Below are 19,035 nucleotides of genomic sequence, written 5' to 3'. Positions count from 1 at the left end.
ATATGGGAGGTAAGATGATTAAGTATTCAATAGTAGATGATGAAAGCAATTTGATTGTTGGAACATGCGATGACATCGTGGGACTATCAGGAGAATGTACTACAAGTGATGAAAACGAATCTTTCCACAAAATCATCCTAGAAAACTTTCAAATAGCGCAGACATTTAAAGAATATTGTAATAAGACGAAATCCAGTGTTACAAATATTCAGTTATGTGTCATGGATATCAAAGGAAACTCCATGGGTTCGTATTATTTCTCCTTAAGAGTCCCACTGTACTTCCAAAAAAATGGGTATGGGGATAAACTAATTTATGTTGAACTAATTGGAACACTACTAACAAAGGCTTCAAAAGAAGCCTTAGAAATTTGGGAGGTTTGGAGGCAATCTCTTCCTACGTCCACTAACTTATGGTTTAGTCTCTCGAAGGAACAAAGAGAAGGTTGGTTAGAAGTTGTACGATTATATTCTAAAGGAAGTTCTAATCAACAAGATGAACAACATGGAGTTTATTCTTTCGATGCAACTTACGTAACGGATTCAACTTCTTTCTTTTGTGCTTTAGGAGAGGCAATTAATGGTCCAGGTGGATATTTTGGCTTCGATTTATTGAGTCTGGAGGATTGTCTTTGTGGAGGCTTTGGTGTAATGCCGCCATTTACTATTAATTTGCAAAATGTGAGTGATTTTTTTGGGTTAGATAATGCTTTTTTTAAACAACTAAATGAGATATTTACTAATAAACAAGTAAAATTAGTTAGGCTCTAGTGTAGTGACCTTGAAGGTGTCCCCTTTAAGGTCTTCTTTTTTTGACCCTTCCCAGTGCCGAATGAACCGGGCGGCACATCCCGAGAGAACTTAACCCTCGTGACTCTCTATACGATAGTTAATATTAAAGGTACGTGGCTTGAGTTATACGATTTTAAGATGACTACCTCAGGTTACGTTAATACGACTGACTTCAAAAAGTTACAAGTAGGAAGATTCCAAAATAGAGGAGACTATTACTATTATGGATAGGATAACCCAGATGAATAAAGAAATATTCCAAGAGAATCTATTAAGTACTATTATAGAAATTAAAGATAATGAAAAGCTATGTTTTAATAATTATAAATTCATTATTGAGCCGATTGATGAACCCAACAAACCACTCAATGGAACTGATGATATGATGCGACTTATTTTATTTAGTGAAGAAAATATTGGAGGGAAAAAGCTTCCTTTAGAAAACACTATAAATTTGTACTGCGGGCTAGTACCTTTAGTTCCAATATGGATAAATATATCATATGTGAAGATGAATCAAGATACAGCTATTTTCAAGTTGCAAAACAGCTTAAGATTTAGAAAGCCTACGTTATTAAGAAATGTAGAAACTGGCCATCCTCCTTTTAGGGCATTATTTAACCATCAAAACTGATTACGAGAAAATTGTGTGTTTACTGTTTCTGCTAAAGCATAACGCCGCGAAGCTGGCGGGATTGCCTGTCCGGAAGTTGCCAGATATAATGACCGTATTCTAGCAAAGGAAAAAGGATACTTCCATCGCGTGTATGCCTGCTAGCACAGGCCGCACCGGAAATATCCTTCATCATTAGACATGGTCATTGTAACAGAGTATGCGCTGGTTGAAAAGATCCCTGGTGTTTTTCGTCAGGGGTGCGGAGGAGGTGCCCTGCCCGTGCTGCACAGAGAACCTGGAGATTATCGGTAGCCGGGAGCGGAAGGTCCGGGGTGGGGGTGGTGAGCTGCGCCAACTGGTGATTCGCAGACTCCGGTGTGTGGGATGCCGCAGGATTCACCATGAGCTCCCGGATCTACTCATTCCCTATAAACGGTACGATTCCCGTTGTATCGAACAGGCGGTCACGGAGCCGGAGGCGTCCGTGACCGCCTGCGCGGAAACCTCTACGTTACGGCGTTGGAAGGTCTGGTTTCGCGTGCTCTCTATCTACTTCATCCTCGTTCTGCAGGCGCTGGAGGCTCGGATGTCCGGCCTCGCTCCCGGGTCCCCCGAAGCTTCGGATCACCTGCGTATGACCTCCGCCCCCGCCTTTCGTCAGCAAGGACCCGGCTGGCTGGCCAGACTTGTCCGCCCCGTCGCAAACGCTCATTTGTGGGTACATACCCGTTTTGCCTATCTGTCCGCCCCGGCTCTACGGTAGACTCTCCTTGAGTTCATTTCAGGAAGGAGTTTACCGACCCATGAAAGACCAAAAGAAAGCCGAAGCCCTCGCCGCAGAGCGGATGCAGCTTCTCGCTCCCCTGCTTGCCGAAGGGCTGGACCCGGCCAAAGCCCGGGAGATGAAAGCGCAGATTTGTAAGCAAACCGGACTCTCCGAACGTACCTTGCGCCGGTATTTGGCGAGTTACCGGAGCGAAGGATTTACCGGCCTGAAGCCCAAAGGCAAAGGGCGGCAGCCCTCCGAAGAGATTCTTCCTACCGCCGTGCTCGAGCAAGCGATTCTCTTGCGCCGGGAGGTCCCCGGCCGCAGCGTCGCACAGCTCATTCAGATTTTAGAATGGGAAGGGCGGATTTCGCCGGGCCAAATTAAGCGTAGTACCCTGCAGGAGAGACTGACTGCCTGTGGCTACAGCTCGCGCCATCTGCGGATGTACGCCGAATCCGGGGTTGCCGCCAGACGCTTCCAGCAGCGCCACCGGAACCAGCTGTGGCAGTCAGACCTCAAATACGGACCGTATTTGCCCCTTGGCGAAAGCGGGACGATGAAACAGGTGTATCTGGTCGTGTTCATTGACGACGCTACAAGGTTTATTCTGCATGGGGAGTTTGTGCCGGTCATGGACCAGCGGCTGGTCGAATCGGCGTTTCGCCAAGCGATCCAGAAGTATGGGGTACCAGAAGCGGTCTATTTTGACAACGGCAAGCAGTACCGTACCCAAGCCATGACCCGGATATGTTCCAAGCTCGGAACCCGGCTGCTCTATGCGAAGCCCTACTCGCCTGAATCCAAAGGCAAGGTCGAACGGTTTAACCAAATCGTCGATTCGTTTCTGAGCGAAGTCGCCTTGGAGAAGCCGAAGACACTCGAGCAGTTGAATGAGCGCTTCGAGGTATGGCTCTCGGAGTGCTACCAGCACAAGCCCCACTCCGCCCTGCCGGACAAGCAAAGCCCGGAAACGGCGTTTCGGAGTGACAAGAAAGCGCTGCGGTTCATGGACCCGGATACCTTGGCGGACGCGTTCTTGCATAGTGAAAAGCGGAAGGTCGACAAGTCGGGCTGCATTAGCTTCATGAACCGAAAGTACGAAGTGGGCCTGACGGTCATTGGCTGTACGGTCGAGGTGGTTTATGACCCGGCAGACCCCACGGAACTGACGATTGAGTATGAGGGACGAGCGCCGTGGCGGGTGCGCGAGATGGAAATCGGTCAGCGGGCGGGAACCCGTCCGGCGTTGCCGGAGCACCTGGGCGCATCTATGACCGACACGTCGAGACTGCTGGAGGCGGCAGAGCAGCGACACCAGCAGCGCAAACAGCGGGAAGCACCTGCGGTGACGTACCGCAGAGTGCAGGCGGAGGATGGCCATGTTTGAGTCCTTCTACGAGTTGCACCGTGCTCCGTTCTCCAGAGATCTTGCGGTAGACGAGTTATATGCGTCTGCGTCGCAGGAAGAAATGCTCGGGCGTCTGGCCTATGTCGCGGAACGCCAGTGGTTTGCCGTGCTCACAGGGGACTGCGGGACCGGGAAAACGACTACGATCCGGCGGTTAGCCAAGGAACTGGACGAGGCGCGCTTTAAGCTACTCTACCTGTCCGATTCGAAACTGACCCCGCGCCACTTCTACAAAGGGCTGCTGGAGCAGCTCGGCTGTGAGTCGAAATTTTACCGGGGGGATGCAAAACGGCAGTTACACCGGGAGATTGAACTCATGCGTGGGATTCACCGGCTACAGCCCGTGGTCGTGGTCGATGAAGCCCATCTGCTGGACCGGGAGATGCTGGAGGAACTGCGATTTCTACTAAATCTGAAAATGGATTCACAGAGTCCGATGGCCCTGATTCTGGTGGGGCAAAGCGAACTGTGGGACCGGCTGGGGCTGCAAGCCTATGCGGCGATCCGCCAGCGAATTGATATGCAGTGTTATCTTCCGCATATGGACCGGGCGGAAGTGGGGGCCTATATGAAGAGGCATCTGAGTGCAGCAGGTGCCGAGCATGAACTGTTTACGGAGGCGGCGATGGATGAAATCTACCGTTTTTCCAGCGGAGCCGCCCGGCTGGTGAACAAGCTCTGTACCCACGCGTTGATCTACGGCGCACAGAACAAGCACCGGATTGTGGACGACCATATGGTAAAGCGCGTGATCCAGGGAGAATTGTCATGATTCTCCCTGCTTTTCTATCCTACTGCGGACAGCATGGCCGTCAATAGCAGGACAGCTTACACCGTCAACCTCCGGTCATTATGGGTTAGCAGTAACAGTTTACAATCCCAGTAATAGGATCGTACAATACAACCACTAAAAAACTTGATACTTGATAAACTCTTAAAGGCTTATTCTAACTTGAACGATGAGGAGGAATGAGCTTTTTTACATGCGAAAAAACAAAGAAAGAAAAGTTAGGCTCGATTGCACAGGCGAAAGTAAAGTATGAGGCGGTTGTGGTTATGTTAACGGAAATGGCAAGGATAAGGGCTCTGACGCGGCGGTGCTGGGTGCGGCAAAGGCTGGATAAAAGCGCTCGAGAAAGGGAACGGCAAGAAGCTCGGCCTATATAAGAAACTAGGCAGGCAGTTTGGTTCAGGCGTGGGATCAGGAGAAGGATCGGTCGAGGGAATAGACAGCTTGTTCGAAACCGGCCAAATCGAACACATCCTGGCCGCGATCGACAACATCGTCAATGGCGAAGTCAACCTGCCGCCGGGCGGTCATGATAAGCTGTTCGAACGCATTCGCGAAGTCGGAAAAGGATATACGGTCATCGGAACGAAATATACGTACAATACCCGCAATCAGCTGGTTCACCGGGAAGACCTGATCCGGTACGAGGAATACGATTACTCATATGACGATGCCGGAAATCTGCTGACTGACGCCCGCAGCAAATATGAGTGGAATGCGCGCGGGCAGCTGACCAAAGTCACCTTCCCGGACGGGTTCGGTGAGAAGTATGCCTATGATATGCTGGGGCGTAGGATCAGCAAGACCCGGTTCAATCATACGGGCGAAACGCAAGAAGTAACGAACTATGTCTATAAAGGCGATACTTGGGTCATCACCGAGGAACGGGATGGAGCCGGCGGGGTCACGAAGTCGTATTCATACGATACGAACGAGCGGCCGCTGACGATTACGTACAAGGGACAGACCTATTGGTATGTATACAACGGCTACGGGGATGTCGTCGCGCTGACGGATGCCGAGGGCAAAATAGCGGCCCGGTACGAATACGATGCCTGGGGTCTGGTAACCGGCATGTACAACCGGTATGGCGAGCGTGTGCGTGAAGGTATTGGCTGGATGGGGGATCTCGGAAGCGGCAACGGCAGCCCGGGCTCCTTGCAGGGACCGGAAGACGAGAGCGGCAACACCGAACCGGACTACCATCCCGGCAACGGCAATGGCAAGGCTAATGGTAAGGCTAATGGAAAGGCTAATGGCAAGGCCAATGGCGAGCCAAGCCAGGAACAGACCGTAACCGACGATTCGGCAGCGGTGGAACAAACAGTCACGGACACCTCTGCAGGAATCACCGACCTTGTAACGGAGGAAGCGGAGCCGACCGAGGATATCACAACAGAGCTGGTGAAGGAAAACCCATACCGCTATGCCGCCTATTACTGGGATCGGAAGACGCAGTACTACTACCTGCAAGCCCGTTACTACGACCCGCGCCCGGCCCGGTTTATATCGGAGGATACGTATGAAGGGGAGATTAATAATCCGCTGACGTTGAATTTGTATACGTATGTGGAGAATAATCCATTGAATTATACAGATCCGAGTGGACATAGATCAGGAGCAGATGATGACACAGGAAGATTCGTCAAACCAACCTATGAAGCTTACGAAGAGGCTAAATTGCTAATCTATCAAACGGAAATAAGAAAGAACCCTGAGGACATGCAATACAATGATAAGTCTAAAAAACAACTAGAGGATATATTAAGTGCTTGGTATTATCAAGATGAATTCAAGAATAAGGATGAAGATGATTGGCGAAGAGATTTTGAATTTTTAGTTAGACTCACTTCTATAGGGGATATGGAAGATATCGCATTGGATATGGTTGACCATTTCATGTCTGGAACAGGCACTCCATATAGAAACAACACGCTAACAAATAAAGTCCGAAATAAAGGGGTTGTTAAGGAGTATGTTAGCGATATCAAGAAAACGGTCAAGAAGTTGTTGAAGAAGTATAATGGTGATACATCCAAATTAAAATATAATGCAGCAGATAGAGATAATAGTTTAATGGTAGAAGCAATGAGTCATAAAATTAATCAACCTTCTTTTAATGGATTCTTAGATAGTAAAGTTAAAGGTTATGGAATTACAATTCATGGTTTTGAGGGGAATAGTATTAAATTATCATCAGTTAAAAAAAATGGATCTACTTACAGTGGGACATTACATTTTATGCTTTGGGATAATTTCGGTTTGGATGAAGAGGACGTAACTCAACAAAGACAATGGGGAGGTTTAAGGTCATGGTATATTTTACAACATTATACAGAATTAAAAGGAAGACATAAACCTTTTCTAACCATTATTGAGTTTGATGAAAAGCTGTAACAGTAATATTCCCAGAAACTATTAAGAAAGGATTGATTGAATGAATGAATGAAATTAACAAAAACAAAAAAATTAAATCGTTAATTAAATCGGTATTGATAGCCATCATTTCATTTAGTGTATTATTAGGGGGTTGTAATTTTTTACTAGGGACTCTCCTGTGGTCAACTTGGGAGTACAAAGTAAGAGATTTTGATACCTATAAAAGCGATTTCCAGACTATAGCGGACTTGGCTTATCGTGAGTTTAGCAAAGGACAAATGAAGGACGATTATATAAATGTACATGAGAATCCTGATGGAACAGTCAATTTAAAATATGAAAATGTCAACACTGAAGATTTCGTTGAAGTAACGATGAGCCCAAAAGAGAAAAAATCTCTGGAGAAAATTGAGGCAAAAGCTTTTCATCATGGCGATATGGAATATTTATATTTAATTAGAGTTTATGAAAACCAGGTAGAATTTGAAATCGCAAATGGTCGATATTCATTGGTACACAGAAGAGACGGACATAAACCTAAATATGTAAATACCCCAGATACAAAAAGGCACTTTAAGTTAAAGAAGATATCAGCTCACTGGTATCATGCATGGCCCGTAGAAGATTAAAGAAGAGTTTGGACAACGTCGACTTTTGTTAAGTGTGCAAAATAAAGTTGTAGAGAGTATGTATTAGTCCAGTTATCAAAACATAGTATACTGTTTGATTTAAAAATAATAACGAATAGAAGTTATTCTAAGTCAGTTCTAAGCCACATGCGAGTGTAACAACTCCATGTGGTTTTTCTTTTTGCATTTTTGAAATGCCCCACCCAGTGCCGAATGAATCGGGCGACTGAATTCAATTAAGTATAACCCTCACAAGACCAGTACAATACCCGGAATCAGCTGGTTCACCGGGAAGACCTGATCCGGTATGAGGAATACGATTACTCGTACGACGATGCCGGAAATCTGCTCAACGACGCCCGCAGCAAATATGAGTGGAATGCGCGCGGACAGCTGACCAGGGTCACCTTCCCGGACGGGTTCGGCGAGAAGTATGCCTATGATATGCTGGGACGGAGAGTCAGCAAGACCCGATTTAATCATACGGGCGAAACGCAGGAAGTAACGAACTACGTCTATAAAGGCGATACTTGGGTCATCACCGAGGAACGGGATGGAGCCGGCGGGGTCACGAAGTCGTATTCATACGATACGAACGAGCGGCCGCTGACGATTACGTACAAGGGACAGACCTATTGGTACGTATACAACGGCCACGGGGATGTCGTCGCGCTGACGGATGCCGAGGGCAAAGTAGCGGCCCGCTACGAATATGATGCCTGGGGTCTGGTGACCGGCATGTACAATCGGTATGGCGAGCGTGTGCGTGAAGGTATTGGCTGGATGGGGGATCTCGGAAGCGGCAACGGCAGCCCGGGCTCCTTGCAGGGACCGGAAGACGAGAGCGGCAACACCGAGCCGGACTACCATCCCGGCAACGGCAACGCCAATGGAAAGGCTAATGGCAAGGCCAATAGCGAGCCAAGCGAGGAACAGACCGTAACCGGCGATTCGGCAGCGGCGGAAGAAACGGTTACCGCCACCTCTGCAGGAATCACCGACCTCGTAACGGAGGAAGCGGAGCCAACTGAGGATATCACAACGGAGCTGGTGAAGGAAAACCCATACCGCTATGCCGCCTATTACTGGGATCGGAAGACGCAGTACTACTACCTGCAAGCCCGCTACTACGACCCGCGCCAGGCCCGGTTTATATCTGAGGATACGGTAGAAGGGGAGATCGAGGCTCCGCCTACGCTGAACTTGTATACGTACGTCATGAACAATCCGCTGATGTACACGGACCCGACGGGACATATTGCCTGGTATCAATACGACGACTTGGGTCGCGGGGTGTATGATTCTATGAAGGGAATGGTCACCGGACTGCTGTCCCCAAGTACGTACAAAGGATTATATCAGCTGGGCAAAGCCATTTATAAAAAGGAAATCTCTTTTACAGAGCTGGGCAAATCCGTCGTCGATTCGGCAGTTGGACCGTATAGATACCTGGCGTTAAACACGGGTAAAGTATTCGGTGGAAAACCAAGCAACAGGCAGGTCCGAACCTATGGAGAAAACCTGGGAGAGGTGCTAATCTCCTTTGCCGGAAGCGCCAAAGCGATGGGCCTGATTGGAAAAGTCGCTCCTGCATTAGCAAAAAAGCTGAAGCATATTAAGATCAAACGGCCTTCTGCGGGAGAAAAAATTGGCTCTAAGGGTACGGGTAAAGCCTTAAAATCATGTAACTGTTTTGTTGGCGGGACAAAGGTTCAAACAGACGAAGGGGAGAAACCTATCGAGAAAATCGAGGTAGGGGATAAGGTTCTCTCTAAGGATGAAGTAACAGGCGAGGTAGCGTATAAAGAAGTAACGGCAACGTTCAATCATGAGTCGGATGAGATTTATAAAATCCATGTGGGCGACCAAGTTATAGAATCGACCTATAATCATCCGTTTTGGGTGGAGGGCAAGGGATGGACCTTCGTCAAAGACCTCAAACCTAGAGACTTGCTTGTTCAGAGCGATGGGCATACACTCAAGATAGACAGCATTGAGGTAGAGCGCAAGCACGTCACGGTCTACAACATGACAGTGGATGAGTTCCATACCTATTTTGTCAGTGACCTTGGGATTTGGGTGCATAATACTGGAGGAAAGTGCCCTACAGATATATTAAAAACCCAAAAAGAACGTGGCCCTACTCAAAAGTTAACCAATTCAGAAGTAAAGGATTTAGCAAAATATTTAGGGTTCAAAGAAGTTAAAGGTGGAAAAAAGGGATTAGTATTTACAGATGGGAAGGTATTTATTACCCAAGACCTTGATTCTCATATTGGAGGAATTTGGAAAATGTCTAAGACAATAGAGAAGTTGAATAAGAAAGAAACAAGAATGGGTACTTATGATGCACATCTCAAACGGATAGGGGATTGATGAATATAAAATACAGCTATCGAATCTCAAAATATAATCCGTTAAATCGGAATGATAATGGAACTTATGCTGTGAATGAATGGACATCGTTATCTGATGTGGGAAGAACTTATAGTGGAAGGAAGTTTACAATTGAGGAGTATTTGTGTGTTGAAGACAAATACGTCAAGGCCATTAAGATCTTTATGTATCACCTAAATATTACTGAATTACAAGTCGAAACTTTAGACAAATGGAATGCAGAATTAAAAAGTACTCGATTCCATCAGCACTACAATTCTACTATGAAGTCAGTATATTCCAAAATCCAAGAAAGTGACATTATTCAATCACCTGAAATCGAACAAATTACTAGATTAATATTAAGAGAGGATATATGGTGTAAATTCAAATACTCTTCTGATTTTTATGTGCACTTTGGATATGATTATTACATGTACTTAGGAGGTACTAAAGATTGTTCTAAAGCTATTGAAGAAATAACTCATTCCGGTCTGTTTGTTGAACCGTATGAATCTCCGTATTGGGATGAGGAATAATTATTTCACCTTGAGGGTAAATCCTCAAGGTCTTTTTTTACCCTAACTAGTACCTTGACCAGATCAAATTTCAGGATACAAATGCTTTAACTTGCCTCGTGCCTGCTCGGTGGTAAATTGCCAATCGACGGATTTCTGGATTTGGTTGCGTTCGGTTTCCCAAGCCGACACCTCGGCTTGTAATTCTTCAATGGAGGCGATTCGGCGGTTCAGGCATTGAATCGTCAGTGCACTGAGTTCAATTTCAGCGATGTTCAGCCAGCTGCCATGTTTGGGGGTGTAATGGATTTCCAATCGTTTCGCCAAGGCCAATGCCTGTTCAGGTGTAAAGGTTTCATACAAGGATGAGATCGTATGGGTATTCAAGTTGCCCATCACCAGCCGAACCCGTTTCGCCCCTGGATAGTGAACTTCCAGCAGCTCATGGATCTGCAGAGCCCAATCGGACTTCGTACGCCTTTCCGAAGCCTGCACGTGACGCCACCCGGCGAGCGGCTCCGTGAACAGAAACAGACTGCAGCTTCCTTTACGAACATATTCGTAATCTTCTCGCAGAACCTGTCCAGGCTTCATGGTTTGTGGAGGCCGCGAATGATCCAACAGTTGGATCGGCTGTTCATCCATACAAATGAGCGGGATTTCAGGGTCATAAGGAAGGGCGTAGGTCTCTAAGACGTCTTCCATCCGAGCGACAAACTCACTGTTGGATTTGGCGGGAATGCACCATTGTTTTTTCAAGTGAGGCTTAAGTTTTGTTTTTTTAAAGTCGTCCGAATGGTTTCTCGTCCAACGGATTCCAAAATATTCAGTTCGATGACTCGACGGGTCAACAAACGAATCGTCCAGCGAGCATACCCCTTTGGGGGTTCGGAACAGGCTAGCGCGATGATTCGGGCTTCCACCTCACCGGTGATCGGCGAAGGACGTGCCGGTTCGGCGCGTCGACGGTAACAGAGCGTCTCCTCCAGTCCGCGGGTGGAATAGTCTTTTACCGTGTAATAGACCGTCACATCACTGACCCCTGAGCGCTGGGCAATTTCAGCCTGCTTGGGGATGGCACCTTGATTTTCGTCCGAAAGCAGCAGCACGAGACAGCGGCGGCGAATGCCGGGGGACGTAGAATCGGCATGGAGAAGCTGTTCAATCCTTTCGCGTTCTTTCGGTTCGAGCCGAACCTCGTATTTTTTATTCATCTGCAAGCCCTCCCATATTCTTCTTATAGGGAGAGAATAAAACTAGAATCAAAGTTGGTCAAGGTACTAGGTACAAATGGTGTTCTATATAACAAGGACGGTAGTGTAGCATGGGATTATTATCTTGCGTGGCGGAAACGTGATCCACTAGCGTTTGACAAGCTTGCAAACTATGGAAAAGGACTCACTGAAGACCAAAAGATGGTCTTGCGGCTTACCGTTGGAATCATGAGACACGTGGATGATGGTACTCTTCTTTTAGCGCTTGGAAGTAACGAACAACAAGTTTTGGCTAAAGGAATAATGAAGAAGTATGGAATTAAAGAAGGTAGTAAAAACATTATTAAGGGGACGGGTATTGCAAAGATTGGCGATAGTTTTGGAAAAGCTGGAACACTCGTAAAGAATCCCGGTACTAAAATTGATTGGTCTAAAGTCTCTTCTCACGCTTTAGAAAGAATGAAAGAACGTGGCGTGACGAAAAAAATGGCTAAATCATGGTTAAAAATGGTAAGTCTCTTTCTCAGAACAATGGAAGTAAGCACTTATTTTTCTCAAAGGAAGGCGCAGCAGTTGTTGCCAACGATGGAACACTTGTAACCGTAATTCCAAAAAGTAAATATGACGATGCTTACAAGACACTGTCAAAATCCTTATTTGGAAAATAAGGGAGGTACAAATGCAAAATAAGATTAATGAAATAATCAATAAATGGAATCCTGTAGAAATATATCCATTATTAGAAGATGAGTACTCTTCTGAATCAAAAAAAATAGTCGAAGCATTAGGGAAAATTAAGTCAATTGATGATTTAGCAGTTGGAATCTTTAGTATTTTTAAGCAGTCCTTTGGAAAGGAATTTACAAAGTCCATCGAGGAATGTAAGGTGATTGCAGAAGAAATAATGAAGTATCAACAGTGGATGCTAGACTTTCGACCTTGAAGGTATATTTTCTTCAAGGTTTTCTCTTTGGTAGGGATACCCAGTATCGAATGAACACATCATTCAACCAATAACACATATAACCCATATAATACCCGTCTAAAGATTTCTTCATTCCATTTGTACGCAGGCCAATGGATCTCTGCCAAGATAGTAGACACAGATTTTTTACGCTCTTACTCCAATAAAGCTGCTCATACTCCGTGGGGGTATGGTACGGTCATCGGAACGAAATATACGTACAATACCCGCAATCAGCTGGTTCACCGGGAAGACCTGATCCGGTAGGAGGAATACGATTATTCGTACGACAATGCCGGAAATCTGCTGACCGACGGACGCAGCAAATATGAGTGGAATACGCGCGGGCAGCTGACCAAGGTCACCTTCCCGCATACATTAGATGATTGGCATAAAATTTTCATGTCTTTTTAAGGACGGTGAGTATGAAATGAAGGCTGTGAAATTACTGATTTTTTTAATGGTGATTATTTTGCAAAGTTCTTGCGTAAATAAGAATGGTAATTATATTACAAAACAAACATATCAAACAAGTGAGCATCTCCAAAGTAAAGAATCAACAATCAATATAGCTACTTCAAGTAATTACTCCAAGTCCAAAGATAGTATTAATAAAACTACCTTTGAAGTAATCCATCATTTTTTTAACATCAAAAGAGGAGATGCTCTAAAATTATCAAAAACTGATAGTAGTGAAGATACGATCGCAATTATGGAGTCACATATGAACTTTCCATGTGTATTTGTTGAAGATTTAGGGGTTACCTTTATTTACCAGGATTTTTCTGAAGATTCATTGCCTGCATACATTTCGGTAAATTCAGATACGAATAGCAGTAGTATAAGTGTAGGCGATGTAAAGCCAGGTATGAGCTTTGTGGAAATAAAGAGGATAATGGGAGAAAAAAAAGTGAAAAAAACTTGGATAGCTTCAGAAGATATTACGGCCTACGTATTAGAGTACATTATTAATGGATACAAGTTCAGTTTTCAATCCTATCAGGAAGATGGTGAAGCATCAGAACTATATATTTCTGAGGTGTAATTTCTATTGACCTTGATTGGCATCATGCCTTTCAAGGTTTCTTTTTTGATGGTGGGGAAATGAACCCATCATTCAACTAATAACACATATAACCGATGTAATACTCGTATAAGGATTTTTTTATTTATAAGTAACCTAGACTCAATTCCAATTTCGGACTTAACAGAGACGGTACGTACAAAGCTATAAAAAGTATACCAGACCGTAACCGGCGATACGGCAGCGGCGGAAGAAACGGTCATCGACACCTCTGCAGGAATCACCGGCCTTGTAACGGAGGAAGCGGAGCTAACCGAGGATATCACAACGGAGCTGGTGAAGGAAAACCCATACCGCTATGCCGCCTATTACTGGGATCGGAAGACACAGTACTATTACCTGCAAGCCCGCTACTACGACCCACGCCCGGCCCGATTTATATCGGAGGATACGTATGAGGGTGGGATTAATGATCCGCTGACGTTGAATTTGTATACGTATGTTAGTATAAATAAGGGGGGATTAGAATGGAGAAAACTTTTGTTGTTGTAATAGTAATAATTTCTATAGTTATATTAAATGGATGTGGTAACCAACCTAAATACAAAAATAGTGGAAATATAGTTGAGGATAATATTACAAATGCTCATCAGGGTATTGAAAACTTCGGGGAAGCATCTATAAAACACAACCTTGAAAATTTAGAAGATTTAAAGAAAGAGGGTCTTGAAGTTTTGGAGGATCAATCTTTCTGGATTGAATTAGAAAATTGGGGTAAGGTTAAGTTCCTTTCAGTAGAATCTGCTATGGGTAGTTTATACAAACTTAAATTTTTTTTAGTAGACGCTTCAGGGAAAATATTATATGAATTCCCGGATTTTTATGGAAATCAGTGGAATACACTGTTTGAAATGAAAGCTGTTTCATTCAAAGATGTTAACAAAGATGGATTAAAGGACATCATAATTATTGCTGAATTTATGACAGGGGTTGGTCCAGATGGAGCGGAACCATTCAATGTTGGAGATGTATATTTCCAAACAAAGACTGGATTTGTTAATAACCCGGAACTGGACGAAGCAATACATGATTTAAAAAAGAACAAAACTATTGAAATGATTATTGAATTTGCAAGTAAAAAAAATATTGAACTTGTAGGGCAATAATGGATTGATTTAAATGCCTTGATAGAGTAGGAATGAACTCCTTCAGGGCATTTTTTCGTATTATTAGGTCAGCCAGAAACTTCTGGTTGGCCTAATTTTTTAGGTGCATTAAGATGGCGGTAGCCGGGAGAACAAGGGGATTTTAGGGGACATACCCCGAAAATAAAACTGTTCTTTCACTGCTTCCAATGACCATGATTGAGCTGGTAGGGGCAACAACCCCGTATCACAGGGGAAGCTATGGGTTTGGAACCATCGTGGGAGTGCCGGCGAATACACCAAAGAGCGGAGGAAGCTATGGAACCAGTGACAATGTGTTTAGGCTGGAATAACCTGGTAGAGGGAGAGTAATAAAATGAGAGAAAAAGTGAAGGTACTAATTACAATGTTTTTAATTGTTCTACTGATCACATCGTGTAGTAAAAATAATTTAGATGTTAATGCAAGCGCAACTCCAGAATCAGAGCAAGTTCAAGTTGCTAATGAAACGACTATAGCAAATAGCGGGAATAATAATTCGAACAAGCAAGGAGAGTCTCAAACTACTAAAACTATACCTTATTCAATAGTCAATGAAAGCTACACTGATAAAGATATAACTATAAGGTACCCACAAGTCATTGGAATAGATGATAGTAAAAGACAAGAAAAAATTAATGAGTTGTTAAAATTCGAAGCACTTGTCCCCTTAGATGGTTATCTTAGCAGTACTGCTGATTACGATCTCTCTATGGATATTGATTATGAAATTACATGGAAGAGTCAAAACTTACTGAGTGTTCAATATAAAGGGTCTAGTTATTCAGACGAGGCTGCTTACCCACTGGATTTGTTTTATACGATAAATATAGATATTAATCATGGTAAGAAGATAAGGCTAAAGGATGCAATTAAACTCGATACAAGATCTATAATGCTACATAGAATCTAGACAGCAAAAAAGGAGATTCTTAGTTGTGCCAACATCAAGACGAACATTCACGCCGGAAGAAAAAGCACGAATTGTACTGGAGATTCTAAGAGAAGAAAAGTCCATTTCGCAGCTGGCTTCGGAAGAAGGAATCCATCCCAATGTGTTAAATCGCTGGAAGAATGAAGCGACTCAAAATCTGGCTCAGCTCTTTGTAGACGACCGGAAAGGGATCACGAAGATGAAAAAAGAATACGAGCAGCAGATCGAAGACCTCTACGCCGAAGTGGGTAAACTGACCACCCAATTGTCGTGGCTCAAAAAAAAATCTGGCCGATAATCTCAGCCGTGCCGAACGGTTGCTCCTCGTCGAGTATGGGAACGCTGAACTTTCCATTCAAACGCAGGCGGACTTGCTCAGCCTGAATCGTTCCAGCCTGTATTACAAGCCGGTCCCTCCCTCCCCGGAGGAAATTCGCCTCAAGCACCGGATTGACGAGCTTTACACCCGCCATTCGTTTATGGGTTACCGGACGATTGCGGCCATCATGAACCGGGAAGGGGATGCTATTCATCCCAACACCGTACGGCGGTATATGCGGGAAATGGGGATCATGGCGATCTTCCCCGGTCCTAACCTGAGTAAGCGAGACCTACAGCACCGGATCTACCCGTACCTGCTGCGTAAGCTGCCGATTACAGCGCCGGATCAGGTCTGGAGTGTCGATATTACCTATAGTAACAGGGCTGGATGTATCTGTATGCCGTCATGGACTGGTATTCGCGCTTCATTGTGGACTGGCAACTGGATCAAAGTCTGGAAATTGACTTTGTCCTGGAAACCATGAAACGCGCCTTGGCCCGTCGTGTTCCGTCCATCGTGAACAGCGACCAGGGCAGCCACTTCACCAGTCCCAAGTACATTGATCTGCTCAAGGAAAAGGAGATTCGGATCAGCATGGACGGGAAGGGCCGAGCGACAGACAATATTGTCATTGAGCGCTTTTGGCGCAGCCTAAAGTACAACGAAATTTACATCAACGAGTATGGCAGTCCAAGAGAGACCCGGCAGGGTGTAGGAGGATATATCCATTTGCATAATCACTACCTGCCTCATCAGTCCCTGCAAAACCATACGCCGGCTGCTGTGTATAACCAGGAGGTCATGCTTTCATCCACATAGGAATAAGGTGAAGGGAACTTTGTTCCCCTCCCGCGCCTTCGCTTGGGCCTTGTCCTCCACCTACAACAGCTCTACTTTTCACTTTGCACTTTTTTTCACACCTTAAATATATTCAAATCTCTGTCTTGACATCTTGTAGCACCATAATTTGTCAGTAAATTTAGGGGATATATAGCAAAAAACATCCAAGACGATGTAGTGAAAAGTTATCTTCTAGAAAGGACTACTTCGGATGAAATACTCAAATATCTTGACGGTGCTGATTCCTCATCTGAGATTAGTAATTTTACATTCAGTTATTTTACAAAGGATTCTCTTGGTATTAGTTTAACCACTCTTCATGGTGCAGGTGATCATACAGAATTTGAATTGAAGTATCAGGATATAAAAGAATTCTTAAATACTGAAAATGGGGTTTGGAAGGAATTTTCGAAAATATTGGAGGAAAGCGGGAACTAATTACTTTTACCCTTACCTTTCTAATGCTGACCACATGCGTATGTAACAACTCCATGTGGTTTTCTTTTTTGCATATAAAAAAATGATCGGTCTTGAATACACCGTTAAACTGTACAACGGCCACGGGGATGTCGTCGCGCTGACGGATGCCGAGGGCAAAGTAGCGGCCCGACGATGCCTGGGGTCTGGTGACCGGCATGTACAATCGGTATGGCGAGCGTGTGCGTGAAGGGATTGGCTGGATGGGGGATCTCGGAAGCGGCAACGGCAGCCCGGGCTCCTTGCAGGGACCGGAAGACGAGAGCGGCAACACCGAGCCGGACTACCATCCCGGCAACGGCAACGCTAATGGCAAAGGTAATGGCAAGAGCAAGCCAAGCGAGGAACAGACCGCAACCGGCGATTCGGTAGCGGCGGAAGAAACGGTCACCGACACCTCTGCAGGAGTCACCGACCTCGTAACGGAGGAAGCGGAGCCAACCGAGGATATCACAACGGAGCTGGTGAAGGAAAACCCATACCGCTATGCCGCCTATTACTGGGATCGGAAGACACAGTACTACTACCTGCAAGCGCGCTACTACGACCCGCGTCCGGCCCGGTTTATATCGGAGGATACGGTAGAAGGGGAGATCGAGGCCCCGCCTACGCTGAATTTGTATGCGTACGTGATGAATAATCCGCTGATGTACACGGACCCGACGGGACATATTGCCTGGTATCAATACGACGACTTGGGTCGCGGGGTGTATGATTCTATGAAGGGAATGGTCACCGGACTGCTGTCCCCAAGTACGTACAAAGGATTATATCAGCTGGGCAAAGCCATTTATAAAAAGGAAATCTCTTTTACAGAGCTGGGCAAATCCGTCGTCGATTCGGCAGTTGGACCGTATAGATACCTGGCGTTAAACACGGGTAAAGTATTCGGTGGAAAACCAAGCAACAGGCAGGTCCGAACCTATGGAGAAAACCTGGGAGAGGTGCTAATCTCCTTTGCCGGAAGCGCCAAAGCGATGGGCCTGATTGGAAAAGTCGCTCCTGCATTAGCAAAAAAGCTGAAGCATATTAAGATCAAACGGCCTTCTGCGGGAGAAAAAATTGGCTCTAAGAAGACAGGTAAAGCCTTAAAATCATGTAACTGTTTTGTAGGCGGAACGAAGGTTCAAACAGACGAAGGGGAGAAACCTATCGAGAAAATCGAGGTAGGGGATAAGGTTCTCTCTAAGGATGAAGTAACAGGCGAGGTAGCGTATAAAGTAGTAACGGCAACGTTCAATCATGAGTCGGATGAGATTTATAAAATCCATGTGGGCGACCAAGTTATAGAATCGACTTATAACCATCCGTTCTATGTAGAAGGTAAGGGATGGACGTTCGTCAAAGACCTCAAGCCCGGTGACTTGCTAGTTCAAAGTGATGGGAATACACTCAAGATAGACAGCATTGAGGTGGAGCGCAAGCACGTCACGGTCTACAATATGACGGTTGATGAGTTCCATACGTACTTCGTTAGTGGCCTTGGGATATGGGTTCATAATACTCAGTTTTGTTATAAAACAGGAGACAAGACTCCGGGAGGCCATTCATTTAGTGAGCATGGGGCTGAACGGGCAAATGAAAGAGGGTTTTCTGCAGAAACGATTGATAATATCATTAACAACAACAAAAAGAATAGAAAAAGTAAAGTTGACGACCAGGGGAGGAAGACCTGGGAATATACAGATGCTCGTGGAAATAAGGTTGTAACCAATGAAAGTGGTGGAATTGTATCAGTCCATTCTCCTGCTGAGGGTGGTACGTATATTCCAAAACCCAAAAAATGATTGTAAAGGAGTT

Annotated in this window: 18 protein-coding genes and 1 pseudogene; 17 read left to right on the top strand and 2 right to left on the bottom strand. The window is 45.2% G+C overall.

Annotated elements, in window-relative coordinates:
• Window positions 1-2: 2 nt before the first annotated feature.
• The 9 genes from PDUR_RS24955 to PDUR_RS24910 all read left to right on the top strand — a co-directional run bounded on the left by PDUR_RS24955 (window position 3) and on the right by PDUR_RS24910 (window position 10,297).
• Entirely contained in the window at window positions 3-770 is a 768-nt protein-coding gene (locus PDUR_RS24955; RefSeq protein WP_052410392.1) for a barstar family protein, read from the top strand.
• A 262-nt stretch (window positions 771-1,032) separates the two neighbouring features.
• Window positions 1,033-1,425: a hypothetical protein gene (locus PDUR_RS24950; protein WP_169744876.1), complete on the top strand. Its 393-nt coding sequence runs from the start codon at window positions 1,033-1,035 to the stop codon at window positions 1,423-1,425.
• Window positions 1,426-1,633: 208 nt separating this feature from the next.
• Window positions 1,634-2,170 (top strand): DUF6431 domain-containing protein, encoded by a 537-nt coding sequence (locus tag PDUR_RS24945; protein WP_156130276.1) that lies wholly within the window; start codon window positions 1,634-1,636, stop codon window positions 2,168-2,170.
• A gap of 40 nt (window positions 2,171-2,210) precedes the next feature.
• On the top strand, window positions 2,211-3,563 hold the full coding sequence (locus PDUR_RS24940; protein ID WP_042205201.1) for a DDE-type integrase/transposase/recombinase: 1,353 nt from the start codon (window positions 2,211-2,213) through the stop codon (window positions 3,561-3,563).
• On the top strand, window positions 3,556-4,356 hold the full coding sequence (locus PDUR_RS24935) for an ExeA family protein (protein ID WP_042205200.1): 801 nt from the start codon (window positions 3,556-3,558) through the stop codon (window positions 4,354-4,356). Before PDUR_RS24940 ends, PDUR_RS24935 begins: the two co-directional genes overlap by 8 nt.
• A gap of 423 nt (window positions 4,357-4,779) precedes the next feature.
• The gene (locus PDUR_RS27565; protein ID WP_081949657.1) at window positions 4,780-6,771 is read left to right on the top strand and encodes a DUF3289 family protein; all 1,992 of its coding nucleotides are present in this window, start codon (window positions 4,780-4,782) and stop codon (window positions 6,769-6,771) included.
• A 44-nt stretch (window positions 6,772-6,815) separates the two neighbouring features.
• A complete protein-coding gene (locus PDUR_RS24920) occupies window positions 6,816-7,382 on the top strand; it encodes a hypothetical protein (protein ID WP_042208630.1) in 567 nt (188 codons plus the stop codon).
• Between the two features lie 444 nt (window positions 7,383-7,826).
• The gene (locus PDUR_RS24915) at window positions 7,827-9,758 is read left to right on the top strand and encodes a polymorphic toxin-type HINT domain-containing protein (protein WP_042208629.1); all 1,932 of its coding nucleotides are present in this window, start codon (window positions 7,827-7,829) and stop codon (window positions 9,756-9,758) included.
• On the top strand, window positions 9,758-10,297 hold the full coding sequence (locus tag PDUR_RS24910; protein WP_042208628.1) for a hypothetical protein: 540 nt from the start codon (window positions 9,758-9,760) through the stop codon (window positions 10,295-10,297). Before PDUR_RS24915 ends, PDUR_RS24910 begins: the two co-directional genes overlap by 1 nt.
• A 63-nt stretch (window positions 10,298-10,360) precedes the next feature.
• Here the strand turns inward: PDUR_RS24910 and PDUR_RS24905 are convergent, their stop codons facing one another.
• Together PDUR_RS24905 and PDUR_RS24900 are read right to left on the bottom strand one after the other, a co-directional pair.
• Window positions 10,361-11,092, bottom strand: coding sequence for an IS630 family transposase (locus PDUR_RS24905; RefSeq protein WP_156130613.1), 732 nt, complete (start codon window positions 11,090-11,092; stop codon window positions 10,361-10,363).
• Window positions 11,032-11,490 carry a helix-turn-helix domain-containing protein gene (locus PDUR_RS24900; RefSeq protein ID WP_052410390.1) on the bottom strand — a complete coding sequence of 153 codons (459 nt, stop codon included), beginning with the start codon at window positions 11,488-11,490 and terminating at the stop codon, window positions 11,032-11,034. Before PDUR_RS24900 ends, PDUR_RS24905 begins: the two co-directional genes overlap by 61 nt.
• Before the next feature lie 237 nt (window positions 11,491-11,727).
• Between PDUR_RS24900 and PDUR_RS24895 the strand changes: the two genes are divergently transcribed.
• The 8 genes and pseudogenes from PDUR_RS24895 (at window position 11,728) to PDUR_RS24855 (ending at window position 19,022) form a co-directional block, all read left to right on the top strand.
• Complete coding sequence (locus PDUR_RS24895; protein WP_156130611.1) at window positions 11,728-12,090, top strand: hypothetical protein; 363 nt, start codon at window positions 11,728-11,730, stop codon at window positions 12,088-12,090.
• A 79-nt stretch (window positions 12,091-12,169) separates the two neighbouring features.
• Window positions 12,170-12,433, top strand: coding sequence for a DUF1871 family protein (locus PDUR_RS24890; RefSeq protein WP_042208625.1), 264 nt, complete (start codon window positions 12,170-12,172; stop codon window positions 12,431-12,433).
• A gap of 451 nt (window positions 12,434-12,884) precedes the next feature.
• Window positions 12,885-13,499 carry a hypothetical protein gene (locus tag PDUR_RS24885; RefSeq protein ID WP_042208624.1) on the top strand — a complete coding sequence of 205 codons (615 nt, stop codon included), beginning with the start codon at window positions 12,885-12,887 and terminating at the stop codon, window positions 13,497-13,499.
• 315 nt (window positions 13,500-13,814) lie between these two features.
• The gene (locus PDUR_RS30365) at window positions 13,815-14,030 is read left to right on the top strand and encodes an RHS repeat-associated core domain-containing protein (protein WP_218918428.1); all 216 of its coding nucleotides are present in this window, start codon (window positions 13,815-13,817) and stop codon (window positions 14,028-14,030) included.
• Window positions 14,006-14,644: a hypothetical protein gene (locus PDUR_RS24880; RefSeq protein ID WP_052410389.1), complete on the top strand. Its 639-nt coding sequence runs from the start codon at window positions 14,006-14,008 to the stop codon at window positions 14,642-14,644. Before PDUR_RS30365 ends, PDUR_RS24880 begins: the two co-directional genes overlap by 25 nt.
• 355 nt (window positions 14,645-14,999) lie before the next feature.
• On the top strand, window positions 15,000-15,575 hold the full coding sequence (locus PDUR_RS24875) for a polysaccharide deacetylase family protein (RefSeq protein ID WP_042208623.1): 576 nt from the start codon (window positions 15,000-15,002) through the stop codon (window positions 15,573-15,575).
• A 25-nt stretch (window positions 15,576-15,600) separates the two neighbouring features.
• A pseudogene (locus PDUR_RS24865) lies at window positions 15,601-16,737 on the top strand (IS3 family transposase).
• A 656-nt stretch (window positions 16,738-17,393) separates the two neighbouring features.
• Complete coding sequence (locus tag PDUR_RS24855) at window positions 17,394-19,022, top strand: polymorphic toxin-type HINT domain-containing protein (protein ID WP_081949653.1); 1,629 nt, start codon at window positions 17,394-17,396, stop codon at window positions 19,020-19,022.
• Window positions 19,023-19,035 lie beyond the last annotated feature (13 nt).

Source organism: Paenibacillus durus (assembly GCF_000756615.1).
Taxonomy (GTDB): Bacteria; Bacillota; Bacilli; order Paenibacillales; family Paenibacillaceae; genus Paenibacillus_AQ; species Paenibacillus_AQ durus.
Note: the sequence above shows the minus strand (reverse complement) of the source record. Positions and strands in the feature narration are given on the sequence as shown.

Coding starts and splice junctions, on each gene's coding strand:
- PDUR_RS24935 (WP_042205200.1), top strand. CDS start 3,556: ATGTTTGAGTCCTTCTACGAGTTGCACCGTGCTCCGTTCTCCAGAGAT.
- PDUR_RS24910 (WP_042208628.1), top strand. CDS start 9,758: ATGAATATAAAATACAGCTATCGAATCTCAAAATATAATCCGTTAAAT.
- PDUR_RS24915 (WP_042208629.1), top strand. CDS start 7,827: ATGCTGGGACGGAGAGTCAGCAAGACCCGATTTAATCATACGGGCGAA.
- PDUR_RS24920 (WP_042208630.1), top strand. CDS start 6,816: ATGAATGAAATTAACAAAAACAAAAAAATTAAATCGTTAATTAAATCG.
- PDUR_RS24955 (WP_052410392.1), top strand. CDS start 3: ATGGGAGGTAAGATGATTAAGTATTCAATAGTAGATGATGAAAGCAAT.
- PDUR_RS24900 (WP_052410390.1), bottom strand. CDS start 11,490: ATGAATAAAAAATACGAGGTTCGGCTCGAACCGAAAGAACGCGAAAGG.
- PDUR_RS24880 (WP_052410389.1), top strand. CDS start 14,006: ATGGAGAAAACTTTTGTTGTTGTAATAGTAATAATTTCTATAGTTATA.
- PDUR_RS24875 (WP_042208623.1), top strand. CDS start 15,000: ATGAGAGAAAAAGTGAAGGTACTAATTACAATGTTTTTAATTGTTCTA.
- PDUR_RS24885 (WP_042208624.1), top strand. CDS start 12,885: ATGAAGGCTGTGAAATTACTGATTTTTTTAATGGTGATTATTTTGCAA.
- PDUR_RS24855 (WP_081949653.1), top strand. CDS start 17,394: ATGTACAATCGGTATGGCGAGCGTGTGCGTGAAGGGATTGGCTGGATG.
- PDUR_RS24950 (WP_169744876.1), top strand. CDS start 1,033: ATGAATAAAGAAATATTCCAAGAGAATCTATTAAGTACTATTATAGAA.
- PDUR_RS24940 (WP_042205201.1), top strand. CDS start 2,211: ATGAAAGACCAAAAGAAAGCCGAAGCCCTCGCCGCAGAGCGGATGCAG.
- PDUR_RS24890 (WP_042208625.1), top strand. CDS start 12,170: ATGCAAAATAAGATTAATGAAATAATCAATAAATGGAATCCTGTAGAA.